Source organism: Escherichia sp. MOD1-EC7011 (genome assembly GCF_002965005.1).
GTDB lineage: Bacteria > Pseudomonadota > Gammaproteobacteria > Enterobacterales > Enterobacteriaceae > Escherichia > Escherichia ruysiae.
Genome location: NZ_PTRD01000033.1, coordinates 39,651 through 61,171, shown reverse-complemented (window position 1 = coordinate 61,171; position 21,521 = coordinate 39,651). Strand labels below are relative to the sequence as shown.

Sequence of the window (21,521 nt, the reverse complement as noted above, 5' to 3'; positions counted from 1 at the left end):
CTTTTTCTCAGCGGCGCGGGGTGTGCATAATACGCTTTCCCGCTACAGAGTCAAGCATTTTTTGCTTTTCTCTGTTGAGATTCTCAGGAGAATCCCGCTGACCCGGCGGCGTGTTTGCCGTTGTTCCGTGTCAGTGGTGGCGCATTATAGGGAGTTATTCTGAGCTGACAAGAGGAAATTTAAAATAATTTTCCGAATGCGCAACATTCAACCAAATCAGCCTGAAACTGCCAGTTTTTCGAGCGTTTTGAAACCGTAACGCTGTAAAACGGGCAATAATTGTTCTGCTTCCGGCGTCATTGCCATACAAAAGGCAACATTCGCATCGGCAGATTTTGCATCCGGGGCTTCATGTTCTAACAACCAGGCCGTTCGGCGGGCAATTGCTGCGCCAGAATCTACCAGCCGTGTTCCCTCTGGTAGCACCTGTAACAGTTCTTCTCGTAATAGAGGGAAATGAGTACACCCCAGAACAACAGTATCTGGTGGCTCTTTCATTCTTAACCACGGACGCAAGATACGCTTTAGCGCATCCAGAGAAACTTCGTCGCCATGCAGTTTCGCTTCAGCCAGCTCAACCATCTCTGCCGATCCGAGCATTTCTATCTGACATTCATTGGCGAAACGCGCAATCAGTTCATGGGTATAAGAACGTTTAACTGTTCCGCGCGTTGCCAGCAATCCAACAATGCCATTAGCGGTCAGACGCGCTGCGGGTTTAATCGCCGGCACGACACCGACAACCGGGAAGTCAAACTTTTCGCGTAATGCAGGAAGCGAAACGGTGCTGGCGGTGTTGCAGGCCACCACAGCCAGCGCAAGGGGATAATGCTCTTGCACCGCAGTGACAATTTCCACTACGCGCTCAACAATAAACGCTTCGCTTTTTTCGCCATACGGGAAAGCAACATTATCGAAAGCATAAATGTAATGGAGATCCGGTAAGAGACGCCGGATCTCGTCATAGACCGACAGCCCACCGACGCCGGAGTCAAACACCAGCACGGTGGGACGTGGTTCAGAAGGTGTAGCTGCCAGACAAGGTGTATTCCCGTCCTGCAGTTTGGTAGCCATAGACTGTCTCGTAATCTTTGTCGAACAAGTTGGCTATTTTACCACGAACAGTCAGATGAGAGGTGACCGGATACGCAACCGCAAGATCCCACAAGCTAACACCGCCCATTTTAACGGTTTGATAAGGATAAGATGAGTAATCCTTGTCATAGCGAGTGCCTAAATACTGATAAGTAATACCCCAGTCGAAGTCATACAGTTGCCAGTCGAGCTGATATTTCACCTGCTGTTTAGCGCGACGTAGCAACGGCGTGTCGGTAATCGCGTTACGCGCATCGACATAATCATAACTCACCGTATGCGTCAGCGGTCCGGTATCAAAATTGGCGGTCGCCTCGACGCCCTTAATCCGCGCTTTCCCTTCGTTGTAGTATTTGAGGGTGTGATCATCGTAATCGATCAAGTCACTAACATCGTTACGGTATCCGGAAATACGCCAGTTCACTCCAGCAGTTAAGCCTTCAAACGCCCCTTCCCACTGTTTGCTTTTCTCAGGGTTCAGATCCGGATTACCGTAGAAGCCATAGAGTTGCCCAAGATTAGGTGCCTTGTACGACGTACCATAAGAAGCGATAAACCGATAACCTTCGATGAATTCCCAACCTACGCTGGTTTGCCAGGTTCCATGACGACCAAACTGTGAGTTATCGTCGCTGCGTGCTGCGCCTTCAAAGGTAAAATCGCCGACTTGTTGCAGCCCGGTCAGATAGATGCCGGTATTACGTTGATCATATCCATCCTCAACATAACCTGTACCCGGCGTCGTAGTCTGTTTCTGCCAGTCGACACCCGCACCAATACTACCGTGACCAACGATGACATTGTTTGCCCACTGAACGGTGTATTGCTTCATCTCATCAAGCGTTGCGGACGAATCATAACGACCATAATGGGGATCGTAGTTGTAATCTTTGCTATGGCTATAGCTGGTAATGAGTTGTGATTTAATCAGTTCGCCGTTATAGCGCAGCCCGGCATCCCAGCTTTGGCTATAGAGTTTGCGAGTATCGAGCAGCGGCGAGCCGGGAGAATAATACGCGTCATAATTGGTACGATTATCATAGCCATAGCCGCGCACAAAGCCGCTCCAGGCATCAGCAAAGTTATGCTCCAGCGCGCCATAAAGCGTTTTACTTAAGAAACCATCGTTATCTGGCTGCGCTTGCGTTCCGGTATTGCCATAAGCGACAACATCATAACCATGAGTATGGGCATAATCGCCCAACAACGTTACTCGTGTCTTATCCCCCAGTTGTTGCTGCGTAGAGACATCATAGTTCTGATAACTATTGCTTCCCCACCCTGCTGAAATTTCCGTTCCGGGTTCATCGCGCGTCGTGATGATATTCACCACCCCGCCTATTGCATCGGAACCATATACGGCGGAACGCGGCCCACGGATATATTCAACACGCTGGACAAGCGCAATAGGGAACTGGCTAAGGTCGGCAGACCCACTCACCCCTGCCAGATTCAGGCGCACACCATCAATTAACACCAACACATGACTGGCATTTGTACCGCGAATAAAAATAGATGAGAGCTGACCTGAACCGCCGTTTTGGGTGATATCCACACCAGGGAGACGGCGCAGCACATCATTGACCGAAGTCGACTGCCAGCGGTCGATATCCTGACGCGTCACAACGGTGGTTGGTGCAAGCACAGTGCTGCGCGGCTGTTCAAAACGGTTAGCAGTAACGACGAGAGTATCCGGGCTGGTATCCTGTGCCCAAGCGGAAAAGGCTGTGACAGAACACGCCGTCAGCAGCGAAGCTTTTTTAATCATTGTAAAGCATCCACAATAGAAGAAGGATGCCGCAGGTTTCACCAATATTACGCGATGATGAGAACCAGATGCGACGTTAGCCGGCAGGTCTTCGGGCTTGGAGGGGTATCTGAGGATACAAAGAGATGATGACTTCCCACCGGATGGCAGTGTCCGCATTACGCAATCATCGCACCTTTCCTTACCGCTGCGCGTCAGCTCCAGATTCGCACTGGATTCCCTATTAACTCACAGGACCGGCGAGTGGATGCTACAGGTTGTAACAAGTTGCTGTCCAGACGTAGCTCACAAATAGGAATCTATCAAGATCTGGACATCTGATGAGCAATCCCTACAATCGCCGCGTACATTTCATTTTCAGGATACATCATGACCCCCGAACACCTTCCAACAGAACAGTATGAAGCGCAGTTAGCCGAAAAAGTGGTACGTTTGCAAAGTATGATGGCGCCGTTTTCTGACCTGGTTCCGGAAGTGTTTCGCTCGCCGGTCAGTCATTACCGGATGCGTGCAGAGTTCCGCATCTGGCACGATGGCGATGACCTGTATCACATCATTTTCGATCAACAAACCAAAAGCCGCATCCGCGTGGATAGCTTCCCCGCCGCCAGTGAACTTATCAACCAGTTGATGGGCGCGATGATTGCGGGTGTGCGCAATAATCCCGTTCTGCGCCACAAGTTGTTCCAGATTGATTACCTCACCACGCTGAGCAATCAGGCGGTGGTTTCCCTGCTGTACCATAAAAAGCTGGATGACGAGTGGCGCCAGCAGGCAGAAGCCCTGCGCGATGCACTGCGAGCGCAGAATCTGAATGTGCATCTGATTGGTCGGGCAACGAAAACCAAAATCGAGTTGGATCAAGATTACATCGACGAACGTCTGCCGGTTGCAGGGAAAGAGATGATCTACCGTCAGGTGGAGAACAGCTTCACTCAGCCGAACGCGGCGATGAATATTCAGATGCTGGAATGGGCGCTGGACGTAACCAAGGGTTCAAAAGGCGATTTACTGGAGCTGTACTGCGGCAACGGTAATTTTTCATTAGCTCTGGCGCGCAATTTTGATCGAGTATTAGCTACCGAAATCGCTAAGCCATCGGTCGCTGCCGCGCAATACAATATTGCTGCTAACCATATTGATAACGTACAAATTATTCGTATGGCGGCGGAAGAGTTTACCCAGGCGATGAATGGTGTGCGCGAGTTTAACCGCCTGCAAGGGATCGATTTAAAGAGTTATCAGTGCGAAACCATTTTTGTCGATCCGCCGCGCAGCGGTCTGGACAGTGAAACCGAGAAAATGGTGCAGGCGTATCCGCGTATTTTGTACATCTCCTGCAACCCGGAAACGTTATGCAAGAATCTGGAAACATTAAGCCAGACGCACAAAGTTGAACGTCTGGCTCTGTTTGATCAGTTCCCCTACACGCACCATATGGAGTGCGGCGTGTTACTGACGGCGAAGTAAAACCCATGCCGGATGCGCCAGCATCCGGCATGTTACTGATTACTCAGCAACTTCCTGCTTACGGTTACGCATCTTCGTGCCAATCCAGAACACCATAATGACGGACAGCACTGCCGGGAAGAAGTTAGAACCGATATCCGGATATTCAGCACGAACCACCGTGCTGTACAGCAGAACGCCGAGAATAAAACAGGCGGCAGCCAGCCCCGGCAAGCCTACCGGCATGGTGCGATTAAGATAACGTTGATGCAGGCAGTAAACCGTCAGCACCAGAGAAATAATCGGGAATACAGAAAATGGCACAATGGAGCTAAACAGCGCCGCAAACGTACCATTGATCGATAAGCCAGCAACCAACGCCAGCAGCAGCGTACCTCTATCTTGATTTGCTTGTTTCATTACTCGTCCTTCACATTTCCCGGAATAGTTGCGGTTTTCTCTTGTTCACGGCGATACCAGTAATAAGCCCCTTTCGAAATCATTCGCAGTTGCAGTACCAGTCGCTCTTCTAATTGCCGACGTTGTTCGACGCCGACGTCCAACGCCTCGGCACCCGCACTGAAGACAATCGTCACCATTGCTTCGGCTTGCGCTTCAGTAAACGCACGAGGCATGTGGTTTTCGAGTTCCAGATAGTCCGCAAGTTCCGCAATGAAGTGCTGAATTTCACGCGCAACGGCGGCACGAAACGCAGCGGAAGTGCCGGAGCGTTCCCGCAATAATAACCGGAAGGCGTTCGGATTATTACCGATGAACTCCATAAATGTGGAGACCGAGGTACGGATCACACTCCCGCCTTTGGCAATACGCTGACGCGCCTGGCGCATGAGTTGGCGCAGCATCAAACCGCTCTCATCAACCATGGTCAGACCAAGTTCGTCTACGTCGCGGAAATGCCGGTAAAAAGAGGTGGGAGCAATGCCCGCTTCTCGCGCCACTTCACGCAAACTCAGGCTGGCGAAGCTGCGTTCAGCACTTAATTGGCTAAATGCGGCTTCCACCAGCGAACGGCGGGTTTTTTCTTTTTGTTGCGCTCTTACGCCCATCACAATGTCTGAATCCTTGCCAAAAGTACTGCTGGCACTATACCAGAGAATGAACATACTGGATTGCTCCAGTGTTGTGAATGAACGGTAACGCAATAAAACACATTTACTGCAGCTCTTTGGCTGGTTCTTTCACAAACAACAACGCCAGCATCGACAGCAACGTGCCGCCGCCCAGATACCACGCTGGAGCCGTCAGACTCTCCAGTAACACGATAGATTGCGTGGCGAAATATTGTGCAAAACCACCAAAAATTGCCACGCCAATGCTATAAACCAGCGCGAAGCCCAATGCCCGGATCCGTTTCGGCAATAGTTCGGAAATCAACAACATTACCGGCACACCGCCAAGCGTGGTAAAGCTGACCATCACGAAAACCACCGTCAGCAACATGCCAGGGCTTGGGTAATTCACCAACAGCCAGAACGAAGGCCAGCTACAGAGAAGCACCATCACACGGGAGATTAAAATCAGCTTTTTACGCCCGACCGAATCACACAGCATCCCCACCAGCAGCGCCCCCACAAAAGTAATAACGCCAGCCAGTAACATCGCTGCATGAGAATAATGTTGAGGCATCGCCAGATACTTCGCCGCCCAGGTGCCGTAGTAAAAGAGGGAGATATAGGTTGCTACCGTACTGCCAATCGCGAGTAAAACACCGTTAGCGAGAGTCGCTTTATGTTGCAGAAGCAGGGAAAACGTACTTTCGCTGGCAGCAGCACTCTTCTTATTCGCCACTTCAGGCGCATCATTTTCCAGACTCAGGCGCAGCCAGCAACCGATGGGTGCTAACAGCACACCAATAAAAAACGGCACTCGCCAGCCCCATTCCGCCATTACGGTCTCTGAACCTGTGGCAAACGGCAGCCATGCACTCAACCCTAAAGCGACGATGCCACCAAAGGTCGTTGCCAGCCCCTGGGTCGCCAGCGACCAACTGCTGTAAAAGCCGCGACGATTTGCCGGCGCAGACTCAACCAGCAAAGACATTGAGGCGCCGACTTCACCACCTGCCGCAACGCCCTGGATCAGACGCGCCAGCACCAGCGTCGCGGTTCCCCAATATCCCGCCGTCGCATAGGTCGGCGCGATGCCGATCATCAACGTACCGAGGCTCATCAGGGCAATGGTGAACACCATCGCGGGTTTGCGTCCGAAACGATCGGCCCAGGCGCCAACGATAATCCCACCAAGCGGGCGCATAAAAAAGCTCACGCCAAAAGTCGCAAATGCCAGTAACAGCGCAACGTTATGATCGGCACTGGGAGGAAAGAAAAGTGTACTGATATAGACCACAAAAAAGTTGTAAACGCCAAAATCAAAAAATTCGAGCGCATTGCCAAACGCCGAGGCAAAAATCACCCGCTTACCGCTGGGCTTTTTCTTTACGCCCACCGATTCATTTACGATCGCCGTCATTCCATATTCCTTGCCAGAAAGTGTTGTTGTGTGTTGTTTTATTTATTGCAACCAGGCTTCCACCAGCGCGCCCCAGTAGCTACTTGCCGGCACCAGACTTGCATCGTTGAAGTCGTATCCGGGGTTATGCACCATGCAGGAACCTTCCCCGACGTCACCATTACCGAACAACAGGAAAGCACCTTTTGGCTGGGCCTCCAGCATGAAAGAGAAGTCTTCACTGCCCATCAGAGGCTTGATGCCAAACTCCGCCCTGTCTTCACCAAACGTTTCGCAGGCCACCTGGCAGGCAAATCTCGCCATCGCCTCATCATTCACTAACACCGGAGTGCCGTTAACATGCATCACATCAGCCGTAGCGCCAAAGCTAACGGCCTGGGCTTGTGCCAGAGCAGGAATACGGGTCAGAAGAAGTTGCCGGGTTTCACGGCTAAGCGAGCGGACGCTGATTTTCATCTCAGCACTATCTGGAATGACGTTAGCAGCCTCACCCGCAACAATGCTGCCAACGGTAATGACCGCCGCTTCCAGCGGATCGACATTGCGCGACACAATACTTTGTAATGCGGTGGTGATATGTGCCGCGACCAGCACCGGGTCGATGGCTTTGTGGGGAATCGCACCATGTCCACCACAGCCACGAACCGTAATGTGGAACTGATCCATTGACGCCATCAGCGCCCCTGGCTGAAAGTAAAACTTGCCAACCGGCAGACCCGGCATATTGTGCATACCGAAAATCGCATCGCAGGGGAAACGGTCAAAAAGACCTTCTTTAACCATAATCTCACCGCCGTTGATCATCTCTTCAGCTGGCTGGAAGATGAGACGCAACGTGCCGTTAAAGCGGCGGGTTTCGGCAAGATAGCGCGCGGCACCCAGCAATATTGTGGTATGCCCGTCATGCCCACAGGCGTGCATCAAACCAGGTTGTTTGCTGGACCAGGGTTTGCCGCTATTTTCATAAATCGGTAACGCATCCATATCCGCCCGCAAACCAATACTTTTCTCTCCGTCGCCCACTTTTAAGGTGGCAACCACGCCGGTCGTCGCCAGCCCTTGCTCTACCTCATAGCCCCACTGGCGCAGCTTTTCTGCTACCAACGCACTGGTTTGAAACTCCTGTAACCCCAGCTCCGGGTTTTCATGGATCTGATGGCGAATCTCGCGCAGTTCTTCCTCAAACCCACGAATATAGTGTTCGATCATCTGCTATTCCCTTATTTATAGATAAACAGGCTAATTGACGGATTTTATTGATGGTATAAATACAAATACCCCATCAATATAAAATATTTATATATTTGTTTTATAAGAAAATTTCACAAATACAATAACAAAAAAGCACACTTCATCAAGATAAAACTGCCAGTCACAAGAAAAAGCGATTAATAGTGAATAAATAAAATAAGAAGGAGGAAGACAAAGCAAAGGCCGCTCACGATATAGCCAGATAAATGACGGGGATCAATTGGCTTACCCGCGATAAAATGTTACCATTCTGTTGCTTTTATGTATAAGAACAGGTAAGCCCTACCATGCCACATTCCTACGATTACGATGCCATAGTAATAGGTTCCGGCCCCGGCGGCGAAGGCGCTGCAATGGGTCTGGTTAAGCAAGGTGCGCGCGTCGCAGTTATCGAGCGTTATCAAAATGTTGGCGGCGGTTGCACCCACTGGGGCACCATCCCGTCGAAAGCTCTCCGTCACGCCGTCAGCCGCATTATAGAATTCAATCAAAACCCACTTTACAGCGACCATTCGCGACTGCTCCGCTCTTCTTTTGCCGATATCCTTAACCATGCCGATAACGTGATTAATCAACAAACACGTATGCGTCAGGGATTTTACGAACGTAATCACTGCGAAATATTGCAGGGGAACGCTCGCTTTGTTGACGAGCACACGCTGGCGCTTGATTGCCCGGACGGCACGGTCGAAACGCTGACCGCAGAAAAATTTGTTATTGCCTGCGGCTCTCGTCCATATCATCCGGCGGACGTTGATTTTACCCATCCGCGCATTTACGACAGCGACTCAATTCTTAGCATGCATCACGAACCACGCCACGTGCTTATCTACGGTGCCGGAGTGATCGGCTGCGAATACGCATCGATCTTCCGTGGAATGGATGTGAAAGTGGATCTGATCAACACCCGCGATCGTTTGTTGGCGTTTCTTGATCAAGAGATGTCAGATTCTCTCTCGTACCACTTCTGGAACAGCGGTGTGGTAATTCGTCACAACGAAGAATACGAGAAGATTGAAGGTTGTGACGACGGCGTAATCATGCACCTGAAATCAGGCAAGAAACTAAAAGCCGACTGCCTGCTCTATGCCAACGGCCGCACCGGTAATACCGATTCGCTGGCGCTGCATAATATTGGTCTGGAAACTGACAGTCGTGGCCAGCTTAAGGTCAATAGCATGTATCAAACCGCACAGCCGCATGTTTATGCCGTGGGCGACGTGATTGGTTATCCGAGCCTGGCGTCGGCGGCCTATGACCAGGGGCGCATCGCCGCACAGGCGCTGGTGAAAGGTGAAGCCACCGCGCATCTGATTGAAGATATCCCTACCGGCATCTACACCATCCCGGAAATCAGCTCAGTCGGTAAAACCGAACAGCAACTGACCGCGATGAAAGTGCCGTATGAAGTGGGTCGCGCCCAGTTCAAACATCTGGCGCGAGCGCAAATCGTTGGCATGAACGTGGGTACGCTGAAAATCTTATTCCATCGGGAAACAAAAGAGATTCTTGGGATTCATTGCTTTGGCGAGCGCGCTGCCGAAATTATTCATATCGGTCAGGCGATTATGGAACAGAAAGGTGGCGGCAACACCATTGAGTACTTCGTTAACACCACCTTTAACTACCCGACCATGGCGGAAGCCTATCGGGTAGCGGCACTAAACGGCTTAAACCGCCTGTTTTAACGCTTTATCGAAATGGCCATCCATTCGTGCGCGGATGGCCTCTGCCAGTTGTTCATAACGACTACGCAGCGGTGAGCCAGGACGATATACCAGGCCAATAGTGCGGCGTGGTTCCGGCTTAATGCACGGCAGATAAACAACGCCATCGCGTTTGCGCTCTGGCGGTACAGCCAGCGCAGGCAGTAAAGTGATCCCGCTACCTGCCGCCACCATGTTGCGCAGCGTCTCCAGACTGGTGGCGCGGAAATGTGTATCTTCATCCGCCCCGGCTTCAAAGCAGAAGCCCATCGCCTGATCGCGCAGACAGTGACCATCTTCCAGCATCAGCAGTTTTTCCCCTGCCAGATCGGCCATCGGTACGCATTCGCGGTTCGCCCACGGATGATCTTCGTAGATAGCCAGCAACATTGGTTCGTCAAACAACGGCACTTCAATGAATGCTTCGCTTTCTTTCACCAGCGCGAGGATCACGCAGTCGAGTTTGCCACTGTCCAGTTGCGCCAGTAACTGGTGGGTCTGCGCTTCATGCAGATACATTTCCAGCTTTGGAAAGGTCTGGTGCAGCATCGGGATAATATGCGGTAGCAGGTAAGGCCCGACCGTGGGAATCAAACCAATGTGCAGCGGCCCGGACATGGTCTCGCCCTGCTGGCTTGCCATCTCTTTAAGGACTTTCACCTCACGCAGCACGGTACGCGCCTGATCCACCAGCAGCATTCCCGCCTGGGTGAATAACACTTTACGGCTGGTTCGCTCCAGCAGCATCACGCCCAGCTCATCTTCCAGCTTACGAATTTGCCCGCTAAGCGTCGGCTGGCTAACGTGGCAGGAATCTGCCGCACGCCGAAAATGGCGGTGTTCGGCCAGTGCCACCAGGTACTCAAGATCACGAATATTCATTATCCATCCTCCATCGCCACGATAGTTCATGGCGATAGGTAGCATAGCAACGAACGATTATCCCTATCAAGCATTCTGACTGATAATTGCTCACAGAAACGGAGCGGCACCTCTTTAACCCTTGAAGTCACTGCCCGTTTCGAGAGTTTCTCAACTCGAATAACTAAAGCCAACGTGAACTTTTGCGGATCTCCAGGATCCGCTTTTTTTTATTTCTTCCGACCCTCCAGCGGAGGGCCAGGCTGCAATACTTACTCAATGCGATCTTTGACGATAAAGAAGTAACACAGCGCACCAGTGAAGGTCACACAGGCCGCGATAACCAGCGCCAGATTAAACGAGTGCGTGGTATCCACCACCCAGCCGGTTACGATCGGGGCAAAGGAAGCAAAGACAAAACTACCAAAGTTTTGAATCCCGGCGATGGAAGCCACTTTTGTTTCTGACACCATCACCTGAACCAGTCCCCATGCAGATGTTCCCGCAAAATGCACGCAGAACAGCGCCATTGAGATAAACGCCACCGCTTGCGCAGGCGAGGAAGATTGCACGACCAGCAACGTTCCTAATGCCGACATCATCAAACCGCAGACAATAGCCGTTTTACGCGTCTTCGCCAGGTCGTAGCCTTTTTTCGCCAGTCGATCGACAACAATACCGTTAACCCACATCCCGACCGCCGCCGCGAGGAAAGGAATCGCCGCCACCCAGCCCGTTTTCGCCAGACTGAAACCTTGCTCGGCCTGCAAATAACCGGGTAACCACGCGATGTAGAGCCAACCGGTATAGTTAACCCCAGAGAAACCTAAAATCATCCCCCAGGTTGTCCGGTGCTTAAACAGCGCCAGCCACTCGCTAAATTGCAGCTGTGGACGCGGTTTAACCGGCGCGGAGAGATACGTCCGTTCTTCGTCGGTCAGGACAAACTGCGCCCGGTTGCGATACCACACGTACCAGCAAATCCCAACCAGAATCCCCGCTACGCCGATGATAACGAACATCGCCCGCCAGCCCCATGCCAACTGCATCAATACAAGAGCAGGAGGCGCGATGGCCTGACCGATAACGGTAGATGAGTTAAAAATCCCCAGCGCCGTGCCGCGTTCTTTTTGTGCATACCAGTCGGTAATAGATTTCACCCCCGCTGGCATAAATGGCGCTTCGCCAATACCCAGACCAATACGCATTAAAATAAAGTGGCTAAAAGAGTTAACCATTCCTGTTAATGCCTGCATTAATGACCAGAATATCAAACCTGCGCCTAATACTATTCGTGGACCAAAACGATCTAACAAAATACCGGAAGGAAGTTGTGAAAAACCATAAGACAGAGAAAATGCAGAAAGCAAAACGCCAAACTCTGTCGCCGATAATCCTAACTCGCCACGAATCGCTTCGCCTGCCACACTCAGTGACGAACGGTCGAGGAAATTAACGATCCCCGCCATAAATAATAAAACCAGCGTCACTGTCTGAATACGACGAATCCGTTGCGGTTTATTACCCGCAACACTGGTTGACACATCAACGTCCATTTTTAGCTCCTTGAGCGGAATTAATCGATTTGATGACTATTCAGAAAATAATTAAGCGAACCGTTATTACCAGTTCCACAATGTGCCATCTTCCAGTCGTGCGACGGGGAGATACGCCGGGTCATACGGATATTTCGCCGCCAGTTTCTCATCGAAAGAAATACCCAGCCCCGGTTCATCGCCCGGATGCATATACCCCTCCTCGAAGCGCCAGCTATGCGGGAAGACTTCAAGCATTTGTTCGGAATAGCCCATGTACTCCTGCACGCCGAAGTTTGGCACCCAGAGGTCAAAATGCAGCGCCGCCGCATGGCAAATGGGCGATAAATCAGAAGGACCGTGCAAACCGGTACGTACCTGATAAAGTGATGCAAAATCGGCAATCCGCCGCATCCCGGTAATGCCGCCTGCATGGGTTATCGTCGTGCGAATATAGTCAATTAGCTGCTCTTCGATTAACTGCTTGCAATCCCAGATACTGTTAAACACTTCTCCGACCGCAATTGGCGTCACGGTATGCTGGCGAATCAAACGGAAACATTCCTGATTCTCGGCAGGCGTTGGATCTTCCATCCAGAACAGGCGGTAATCTTCAATGCTCTTTCCAAAGCGCGCCGCTTCGATGGGGGTCAGGCGATGGTGCATGTCATGCAACAGATGTTCGTTAAAACCGAACTTATTGCGCACCGCCTCAAATAACTTCGGCGTAAAGTCGAGATACTTTTCTGAAGACCACAACTGCTCTTCCGGCCACTGGCCTTTGGTTGCCGGTTCATACGCAAGCCCTTTGCCCTTCGCCAGGCCATAGGTAGTTTGCATCCCAGGCACACCGCACTGCACACGAATCGCCTTAAAGCCCATCTGCTGGTGCTTTGCATAATCCTCAAGAACTTCATCAATCGTGCGCCCGGTGGTATGGCAATAAACCATCACGCCCTCACGAGAAGCACCGCCAAGCAGTTGATACAGCGGCATATTGGCTGCTTTAGCTTTGATATCCCACAACGCCATATCAATGGCAGAAATGGCCGACATCGTGACGGGACCACGTCGCCAGTAAGCGCCTTTATAAAAGAATTGCCAGATATCTTCGATACGGCTGGCATCGCGGCCAATTAATTGTGGGCAAAGATGATCTTTCAGATAAGAAGCGACCGACAATTCGCGGCCATTTAACGTGGCATCTCCCAGCCCACAAAGTCCGCTTTCAGTGGTTATTTTAAGCGTAACGAAATTACGCCCGGGGCAAGTAACAAAAACGTCCGCAGCAATAATTTCATTATTGCAATCTCCTGTGTTGTAAATAGACGCTTCAAACTTAATTACGCGCCTACTACCATACAAGAGAGAAAGAGTGATTATTCAACCGTGATCACATTAAAAACAAAAATTTCCGGCGGAGAACAAAAATATCCTCAAATTTGACCTACACTATTAATCATCATCGTTAAAACAACGCGTTAAATAATCACATAATAAACACCATCAATCTTAAAAATAAACACAACAATAGAAATTAATTATATTCAATTAATTAAACTGTGTATCGCCTGATGTATTTAAAAATGATTTTTATAGGGAGAGTAAAGCAAGAATAAAAAGGCATGTGACAAATAATGGTTCTGGTTGGGCGTTAAATTTAAGGTCAACAGAATACTGCCTGATGCGACGCTGTCGCGTCTTATCATGCCTACAAGTGCAACACTACGTAGACATGATAAACAAAGCACATCAGGCAAACTCCCCATTCTCAGGGGAGCAAAATAACAAGGTTACCCCAAACGCGCCCTTGCAAAAGCAATCGCCTGCGCCACCTGTTGCGGTGAGACACCACCCTTTGCCGCACGCTTGTCGAGGCACGATTGCAGCGACAGAATCGGATAGACATCTTCGCCAATCACCTGGCTGAATTTCTGCAACTCGGTCAGCGGCAGATCTTCCAGCGGTTTGCCCTGACGAATGGCTTCCACCACCGCTTCACCAACAATATGGTGCGCCTCGCGGAACGGTACGCCTTTCGCCACCAGGTAATCCGCCAGTTCAGTGGCGTTGGCGTAACCCTGCTGAGCCGCTTCCTGGCAACGTGGGCGTTTCACCTGAATGCCGTCCAGCACCAGCGCCGCCATATGCAGGCAGTCCAGCCAGGTATCGAGCGCGTCGAACAAACCTTCTTTGTCTTCCTGCATATCTTTGTTGTAAGCCAGCGGCAAACCTTTCAGCGTCATCATCATGCCGGTTAACGCGCCCTGCACTCGACCGCATTTACCCCGAATCAGCTCCAGCGCATCCGGGTTTTTCTTCTGCGGCATTAATGATGAACCGGAAGTCACGCGGTCAGAAAGCTCCACAAACCCCGCTTCGCCGGTGTTAAAGAAAATCAGATCTTCGGCAAAACGCGACAGATGCACCATGCCGATAGCGGCAGCAGAAAGCAGTTCCAGCACGTGGTCGCGGTCAGAAACGCTGTCCAGACTGTTACGCGTTGCCGAGGCAAAGCCCAGCCAGCCTGCTAACTGTTCACGGTCAATTTCATAGGCCGTTCCCGCCAGCGCGCCACAGCCTAGCGGGCTGACATCCAGACGCTTAAGCGCATCCTGCAAACGGCTTTCATCACGCGCCAGCATCTCAACATACGCCAGGCACCAGTGCGCGAACGTCACCGGCTGGGCGCGTTGCAGGTGCGTGTAACCCGGCATTACCGCGTCCTGATTGTTTTGTGCGGTTTCCACCAGCGCCGATTGCAGCTGCCGGTTAGCCGTCAGTAACTCGGCAACGGTATCTTTGCACCACAGTTTCAGGTCAGTCGCTACCTGATCATTACGGCTACGCCCGGTATGCAGCTTTTTGCCTAACTGGCCCACTTTGTCGATCAGTTTGCCTTCCACCCAGCTATGGATATCTTCGGCGTCGCTTTCAAGGATTTGTTGTGGCCTGGCGCGAACATCTTCCAGCAGCACGTTCAGCGCCTCTTCCAGTTGCGCCTGCTCTTCTGCGGTTAACACGCCGACCGTTACAAGGGCTTTGGACCAGGCCACAGAGCCAACAATATCCTGCTCCGCCAGACGGTAATCAAAGCGCAGTGAGTCGTTGAATTGTTTGAACCGTTGATCTGCTGCCTGGGTAAAACGCCCGCCCCAAAGTGCCATAACTCTGTTTCCTTATTTTGAAATTCAATGCCGGAAAGCTACGCCTCCGGCTAACAAAACTTAAGCTAAAATCCGCGTACCCATCGGCATACCGTTAAACAGTGCCGGAAGCTGTTCCGCATGACGCCAGGAGGCGATATCCACCGGGCGCCCCAGCGTGCGCGCAGCATCCAGCGCCGCGTTCACTTTCACTATCATGCCGTCGGTAATAATGCCCTGCTCAATCAGTTGTTCTGCTTTCGCGGCGGTCATTTCGGCAATACGCTGCCCTTTGCCGTCGAGAATGCCACTCACGTCGGAGAGCAAAATCAGATCCGCGCCCAGCGTTGCCGCCAGCGCCGTTGCCGCCTGATCGGCATTGACGTTCATCAGTTGTCCTTCGTCTGTTACGCCAATGGAGCTGACCACCGGCAGATAACCGTTTTCCAGCAACGTATTGATAAGCTTAGGCGAACCTGGCTGCGCCAGTCCAACATGACCTAACTCTTCATCAAGCTGGGTCACTTTGACGCTGTCGCCGTCACCGAGAAACAAACCTACGGCCGCAATCTGATGTTTCTTCGCCCATGCCAGCAGGGTTTTATTTGCCGTTCCCGCCAGTGCTCCGGTGATAATGTCTATCTGATCCGCAGGCGTTACCCGCAGGCCATTTTTCTTTTTCACCGGCAGATTCAGCCCTTTCATCAGCTCATCCACCACGCAGCCGCCGCCGTGCACAATCACCAGCGGACGCTGATGTGACTCACGATAATTCACCAGTGCGCTAAACAGACGCTCCAGCGCCTCTTCACTATCCAGCAGTACGCCGCCCAGTTTGATAATTAATGGATTCATCATTGCACCCTTAAATAAGAGACTGCGTTTCCGCATAACCGAAACGAATATTGGCGCACTGTACCGCTTGTGCCGCCGCACCTTTCAATAAATTGTCTTCGGTCGCCACAATAATCAGATGCTCGCCCTGAACGGCAAACCCGATATCACAGAACGGCAGCCCGACGACATTTTTCAGTGCCGGAACGCCTTTGTCATATAGCCGTACCAGCGGTTTATGGGCATACGCCCGCTGTAACGCTTGCGCGACTTGCGCCTGGGTCACACCCGGTTTCAGGCGGCAGGTAATGGTTTCGAGAATGCCGCGCGGGAAATTGCCCAGATGCGGGGTGAAGATAACGTCAGCACCGAGGTGTGTGGCGATCTCTGGTTGATGGCGATGGGTAAAGACACCATACGGTTGCAGGCTAACTTCACAAAAGCTGTTTGAAATCGCTGCCTTACGTCCCGCTCCGCTCACACCGCTGGTGGCGTTAATCACCGGCCACTGACTGAGGTCGAGAAGATCGGCATCAATCAACGGTTTCAGCGCCAGTTGTGCCGCCGTCGGATAACATCCCGGCACCGCAATTAAGTTCGCTTCTTTTAATTTATTGCCGCACCACTCCGCCAGACCATAAGCGGCCTGTTCCAGCAGTTCCGGATATTGATGGGTAAAGCCGTAATATTTTTCATAGAAGGCGGCGTCGTTAACACGAAACGCGCCGGAAAGGTCGAACACCACACAGCCCGCTTCAAGAAACTGCGGCGCTAAATCGTGGCTAACTTCATGGGCGGTGGCGAGAAACACTACGTCCACCCCTGGGCTAAACTCGCTGATATCCGACATCGGCTGCAACGGCAGATCAACGATGCCTTTTAGCTGCGGATGCAAATCGGAGATTAACTTTCCCGCATCATTGCTTTGCGCTGAAACAGTCAAAGCGGTTATGTTCATATGCGGATGGCGATTTACATAGGTCACTAGCTCTGCGCCAGCGTAGCCGCTGGCACCCACAATCAGCGTATTCAACATCGGGGCTATTCACCTTCTTATGTCTGGTTGCCAGGTTAAACGTAAAACATTCACCTTACGGCTGGTGGGTTTTATTACGCTCAACGTTAGTGTATTTTTATTCACAATTACTGCATGAATATTGATACTATCATGACCAGAGGTGTGTCAACAATGAAAAACAAATTACCGCCATTTATCGAGATTTACCGTGCTCTGATTGCCACACCTTCAATAAGCGCCACGGAAGAGGCACTCGATCAAAGCAATGCAGATTTAATCACTCTGCTGGCGGGCTGGTTTAAAGATTTAGGCTTCAATGTGGAAGTGCAGCCTGTGCCAGGAACTCGCAACAAATTTAATATGCTGGCCAGTTGCGGACAGGGTGCTGGCGGCTTGCTGCTGGCGGGTCATACCGATACGGTGCCGTTTGATGATGGTCGCTGGACGCGCGATCCGTTTACGCTGACGGAGCATGACGGCAAGCTTTACGGCTTAGGCACCGCCGACATGAAAGGCTTCTTTGCGTTTATCCTCGATGCGCTACGCGACGTCGACGTCACGAAGCTGGCAAAACCGCTCTACATTCTGGCGACTGCCGATGAAGAAACCAGTATGGCCGGAGCGCGTTATTTTGCCGAAACCACCGCCCTGCGCCCGGATTGCGCCATCATTGGCGAACCGACGTCGCTACAACCGGTACGCGCACATAAAGGCCACATCTCCAATGCCATTCGCATTCTGGGTCAGTCGGGGCATTCCAGCGATCCGTCGCGCGGTGTTAACGCTATCGAACTGATGCACGACGCCATCGGTCATATTTTACAATTGCGCGATAACCTGAAAGAGCGTTATCACTACGAAGCGTTTACCGTGCCATATCCCACGCTCAACCTTGGGCATATTCACGGTGGTGACGCCTCTAACCGTATTTGCGCTTGCTGCGAGTTGCATATGGATATTCGTCCGTTGCCTGGCATGACGCTCAATGAACTTAATGGCTTACTCAACGACGCGCTGGCTCCGGTGAGCGAACGCTGGCCGGGTCGTCTGACGGTCGAAGAGCTGCATCCGCCGATCCCTGGTTACGAGTGCCCGCCGAATCATCAACTGGTTGAAGTGGTTGAGAAATTACTCGGTGCAAAGACCGAAGTGGTGAACTACTGTACCGAAGCGCCGTTTATTCAGACGTTATGCCCGACGCTAGTGTTGGGTCCAGGCTCAATTAATCAGGCTCATCAGCCTGATGAATATCTGGAGACGCGGTTTATTAAACCCACCCGCGAACTGATCACCCAGGTCATTCACCATTTCTGCTGGCATTAAAACGTAGGCAGGATAAGGCGCTCGCGACGCATCCGAGACTGTTACCAAACTCCAGTGCCGCAATAATGTCGGATGTGATGCTTGCGCATCTTATCCGACCTACATCTTTGGTGTTATGTATGGTGATTTTTTAACATTTCCATAAGTTACGCTTATTTAAATCATCGTGAATTTAATGGCGTAAATTCCTGCTAGTTATTCGTTTGCTGAAGCGATTTCGCAGCATTTGACGTCATCGCTTTTACGTGGCTTTATAAAAGACAACGAAAAGCAAAGCCCGAGCATATTCGCGCCAATGCGACGTGAAGGATACCGGGCTTCAAACAATAAGATGGGGTGTCTGGGGTTATATGAACGAACAATATTCCGCATTGCGTATTAATGTCAGTATGCTCGGCAAAGTGCTGGGAGAAACCATCAAGGATGCGTTGGGAGAACACATTCTTGAACGCGTAGAAACTATCCGTAAGTTGTCCAAATCTTCACGCGCTGGCAATGATGCTAACCGCCAGGAGTTGCTCACCACCTTACAAAATTTGTCGAACGACGAGCTGCTGCCCGTTGCGCGTGCGTTTAGTCAGTTCCTGAACCTGGCAAACACCGCCGAGCAATACCACAGCATTTCGCCGAAAGGCGAGGCTGCCAGCAACCCGGAAGTGATCGCCCGCACCCTGCGTAAACTGAAAAACCAGCCGGAACTGAGCGAAGACACCATCAAAAAAGCGGTGGAATCACTGTCGCTGGAACTGGTACTCACTGCGCACCCAACCGAAATTACTCGTCGTACACTGATCCACAAAATGGTGGAAGTGAACGCGTGCTTAAAACAGCTCGACAACAAAGATATCGCCGACTACGAACACAACCAACTGATGCGCCGCCTGCGCCAGTTGATCGCCCAGTCATGGCATACCGATGAAATCCGTAAGCTGCGCCCAAGCCCGATAGATGAAGCCAAATGGGGCTTTGCCGTAGTAGAAAACAGCCTGTGGCAAGGCGTACCGAATTACCTGCGCGAACTGAACGAACAACTGGAAGAGAATCTCGGCTACAAACTGCCCGTCGAATTTGTTCCGGTGCGTTTTACCTCGTGGATGGGCGGCGACCGCGACGGCAACCCGAACGTCACTGCCGATATCACCCGCCACGTCCTGCTGCTCAGCCGTTGGAAAGCAACCGACCTGTTCCTGAAAGATATTCAGGTTCTGGTTTCTGAACTGTCGATGGTTGAAGCAACCCCTGAACTGCTGGCGCTGGTTGGCGAAGAAGGTGCCGCAGAACCGTATCGCTATCTGATGAAAAACCTGCGTTCCCGCCTGATGGCAACACAGGCCTGGCTGGAAGCGCGTCTGAAAGGCGAAGAACTGCCGAAGCCGGAAGGTCTGCTGACGCAGAACGAAGAACTGTGGGAGCCGCTCTACGCTTGCTACCAGTCCCTTCAGGCGTGTGGTATGGGCATTATCGCCAACGGCGATCTGCTCGACACTCTGCGCCGCGTGAAATGTTTCGGCGTACCGCTGGTGCGTATTGATATCCGTCAGGAGAGCACCCGTCATACCGAAGCACTGGGTGAACTGACCCGCTACCTCGGTATCGGCGACTACGAGAGCTGGTCAGAAGCTGACAAACAGGCGTTCCTGATCCGCGAACTGAACTCCAAACGTCCGCTGCTACCGCGCAACTGGCAACCAAGCGCCGAAACGCGCGAAGTGCTCGATACCTGCCAGGTGATTGCCGAAGCGCCGCAAGGCTCCATTGCCGCCTACGTGATCTCGATGGCGAAAACGCCGTCCGACGTGCTGGCTGTCCACCTGCTGCTGAAAGAAGCGGGTATCGGGTTTGCAATGCCGGTTGCTCCGCTGTTTGAAACCCTCGATGACCTGAACAACGCCAACGATGTCATGACCCAGCTGCTGAATATCGACTGGTATCGCGGCCTGATTCAGGGCAAACAGATGGTGATGATTGGCTATTCCGACTCGGCAAAAGATGCAGGCGTGATGGCGGCTTCCTGGGCGCAATATCAGGCACAGGATGCGTTAATCAAAACCTGCGAAAAAGCGGGTATTGAACTGACGCTGTTCCACGGTCGCGGTGGTTCTATTGGTCGCGGCGGCGCACCGGCTCATGCGGCGCTGCTATCGCAACCGCCAGGAAGCCTGAAAGGCGGCCTGCGCGTGACCGAACAGGGCGAGATGATCCGCTTTAAGTACGGTCTGCCAGAAATCACGGTCAGCAGCCTGTCGCTGTACACCGGGGCGATTCTGGAAGCCAACCTGCTGCCACCGCCGGAGCCGAAAGAGAGCTGGCGTCATATTATGGATGAACTTTCGGTCATCTCCTGCGATCTCTACCGTGGTTATGTGCGTGAAAACAAAGACTTTGTTCCATACTTCCGCTCCGCCACGCCGGAACAGGAACTGGGCAAACTGCCGTTAGGTTCACGTCCGGCGAAACGTCGCCCGACCGGCGGCGTCGAATCACTGCGCGCCATTCCGTGGATTTTTGCCTGGACACAAAACCGCCTGATGCTCCCAGCCTGGCTGGGCGCGGGTACTGCGCTGCAAAAAGTGGTGGAAGATGGCAAACAGAGCGAACTGGAAGCCATGTGCCGCGACTGGCCGTTCTTCTCAACGCGTCTGGGAATGCTGGAAATGGTCTTCGCCAAAGCAGACCTGTGGCTGGCGGAATACTATGACCAACGCCTGGTCGACAAAGAGCTGTGGCCGTTAGGTAAAGAGTTACGCAATCTGCAAGAAGAAGACATCAAAGTGGTGCTGGCAATTGCCAACGATTCCCATCTGATGGCCGATCTACCGTGGATTGCCGAGTCTATTCAGCTACGAAATATATACACTGACCCGCTGAACGTACTGCAGGCAGAGTTGCTGCACCGCTCCCGCCAGGCAGAAAAAGAAGGCCAGGAGCCGGATCCCCGCGTCGAACAAGCGTTGATGGTCACTATTGCCGGAATTGCAGCAGGTATGCGTAATACCGGCTAACCCCCATCCTCTATCAACCCTCGTGCAATAGCGCGAGGGTTTT

General features: G+C 51.9%; 16 protein-coding genes and 1 riboswitch. Of the genes, 4 read left to right on the top strand and 12 right to left on the bottom strand.

The window, feature by feature from the left end:
* Positions 1 to 216: 216 nt before the first annotated feature.
* Together murI and btuB are read right to left on the bottom strand one after the other, a co-directional pair.
* Complete coding sequence (gene murI, locus A7098_RS16895; RefSeq protein WP_000201834.1) at positions 217 to 1,074, bottom strand: glutamate racemase; 858 nt, start codon at positions 1,072 to 1,074, stop codon at positions 217 to 219.
* Positions 1,019 to 2,863, bottom strand: coding sequence for a TonB-dependent vitamin B12 receptor BtuB (gene btuB / locus A7098_RS16890; protein ID WP_105281132.1), 1,845 nt, complete (start codon positions 2,861 to 2,863; stop codon positions 1,019 to 1,021). The genes murI and btuB overlap by 56 nt, the downstream gene beginning before the upstream one ends.
* 64 nt (positions 2,864 to 2,927) lie before the next feature.
* A riboswitch (cobalamin riboswitch) is annotated at positions 2,928 to 3,119 on the bottom strand.
* A gap of 113 nt (positions 3,120 to 3,232) precedes the next feature.
* Between btuB and trmA the strand changes: the two genes are divergently transcribed.
* A complete protein-coding gene (gene trmA, locus A7098_RS16885) occupies positions 3,233 to 4,333 on the top strand; it encodes a tRNA (uridine(54)-C5)-methyltransferase TrmA (RefSeq protein WP_000186992.1) in 1,101 nt (366 codons plus the stop codon).
* Positions 4,334 to 4,372: 39 nt separating this feature from the next.
* Here the strand turns inward: trmA and A7098_RS16880 are convergent, their stop codons facing one another.
* The 4 genes from A7098_RS16880 to A7098_RS16865 all read right to left on the bottom strand — a co-directional run bounded on the left by A7098_RS16880 (position 4,373) and on the right by A7098_RS16865 (position 8,011).
* The gene (locus A7098_RS16880) at positions 4,373 to 4,732 is read right to left on the bottom strand and encodes a YijD family membrane protein (RefSeq protein WP_032152522.1); all 360 of its coding nucleotides are present in this window, start codon (positions 4,730 to 4,732) and stop codon (positions 4,373 to 4,375) included.
* On the bottom strand, positions 4,732 to 5,382 hold the full coding sequence (gene fabR, locus A7098_RS16875; RefSeq protein WP_123007655.1) for an HTH-type transcriptional repressor FabR: 651 nt from the start codon (positions 5,380 to 5,382) through the stop codon (positions 4,732 to 4,734). Before fabR ends, A7098_RS16880 begins: the two co-directional genes overlap by 1 nt.
* 103 nt (positions 5,383 to 5,485) lie before the next feature.
* Positions 5,486 to 6,802, bottom strand: a complete 1,317-nt coding sequence (locus A7098_RS16870) for a citrate-proton symporter (RefSeq protein WP_000125449.1) — start codon at positions 6,800 to 6,802, stop codon at positions 5,486 to 5,488.
* Between the two features lie 42 nt (positions 6,803 to 6,844).
* Complete coding sequence (locus A7098_RS16865; RefSeq protein WP_105281131.1) at positions 6,845 to 8,011, bottom strand: M20 aminoacylase family protein; 1,167 nt, start codon at positions 8,009 to 8,011, stop codon at positions 6,845 to 6,847.
* A 329-nt stretch (positions 8,012 to 8,340) separates the two neighbouring features.
* Between A7098_RS16865 and sthA the strand changes: the two genes are divergently transcribed.
* Positions 8,341 to 9,741, top strand: coding sequence for a Si-specific NAD(P)(+) transhydrogenase (gene sthA / locus A7098_RS16860; RefSeq protein ID WP_001120821.1), 1,401 nt, complete (start codon positions 8,341 to 8,343; stop codon positions 9,739 to 9,741).
* Here the strand turns inward: sthA and oxyR are convergent.
* From oxyR to argC, 6 genes are all read right to left on the bottom strand, one after another.
* Positions 9,724 to 10,641: a DNA-binding transcriptional regulator OxyR gene (gene oxyR, locus A7098_RS16855; RefSeq protein WP_001025936.1), complete on the bottom strand. Its 918-nt coding sequence runs from the start codon at positions 10,639 to 10,641 to the stop codon at positions 9,724 to 9,726. The genes sthA and oxyR overlap by 18 nt on opposite strands.
* A gap of 251 nt (positions 10,642 to 10,892) precedes the next feature.
* Positions 10,893 to 12,176, bottom strand: coding sequence for an MFS transporter (locus A7098_RS16850; RefSeq protein ID WP_000382178.1), 1,284 nt, complete (start codon positions 12,174 to 12,176; stop codon positions 10,893 to 10,895).
* Positions 12,177 to 12,242: 66 nt separating this feature from the next.
* Entirely contained in the window at positions 12,243 to 13,481 is a 1,239-nt protein-coding gene (manD, locus tag A7098_RS16845; protein WP_105281133.1) for a D-mannonate dehydratase ManD, read from the bottom strand.
* 467 nt (positions 13,482 to 13,948) lie between these two features.
* Positions 13,949 to 15,322: an argininosuccinate lyase gene (argH, locus tag A7098_RS16840; RefSeq protein WP_105281130.1), complete on the bottom strand. Its 1,374-nt coding sequence runs from the start codon at positions 15,320 to 15,322 to the stop codon at positions 13,949 to 13,951.
* Between the two features lie 60 nt (positions 15,323 to 15,382).
* Complete coding sequence (gene argB, locus A7098_RS16835) at positions 15,383 to 16,159, bottom strand: acetylglutamate kinase (RefSeq protein WP_001362445.1); 777 nt, start codon at positions 16,157 to 16,159, stop codon at positions 15,383 to 15,385.
* A gap of 7 nt (positions 16,160 to 16,166) precedes the next feature.
* A complete protein-coding gene (gene argC, locus A7098_RS16830; protein WP_000935358.1) occupies positions 16,167 to 17,171 on the bottom strand; it encodes an N-acetyl-gamma-glutamyl-phosphate reductase in 1,005 nt (334 codons plus the stop codon).
* Positions 17,172 to 17,324: 153 nt separating this feature from the next.
* Here argC and argE point away from each other — a divergent pair, with 153 nt between their 5' ends.
* Positions 17,325 to 18,476 (top strand): acetylornithine deacetylase, encoded by a 1,152-nt coding sequence (gene argE / locus A7098_RS16825; protein ID WP_032226759.1) that lies wholly within the window; start codon positions 17,325 to 17,327, stop codon positions 18,474 to 18,476.
* A 350-nt stretch (positions 18,477 to 18,826) separates the two neighbouring features.
* A complete protein-coding gene (gene ppc / locus A7098_RS16820; RefSeq protein ID WP_105281129.1) occupies positions 18,827 to 21,478 on the top strand; it encodes a phosphoenolpyruvate carboxylase in 2,652 nt (883 codons plus the stop codon).
* Positions 21,479 to 21,521 lie beyond the last annotated feature (43 nt).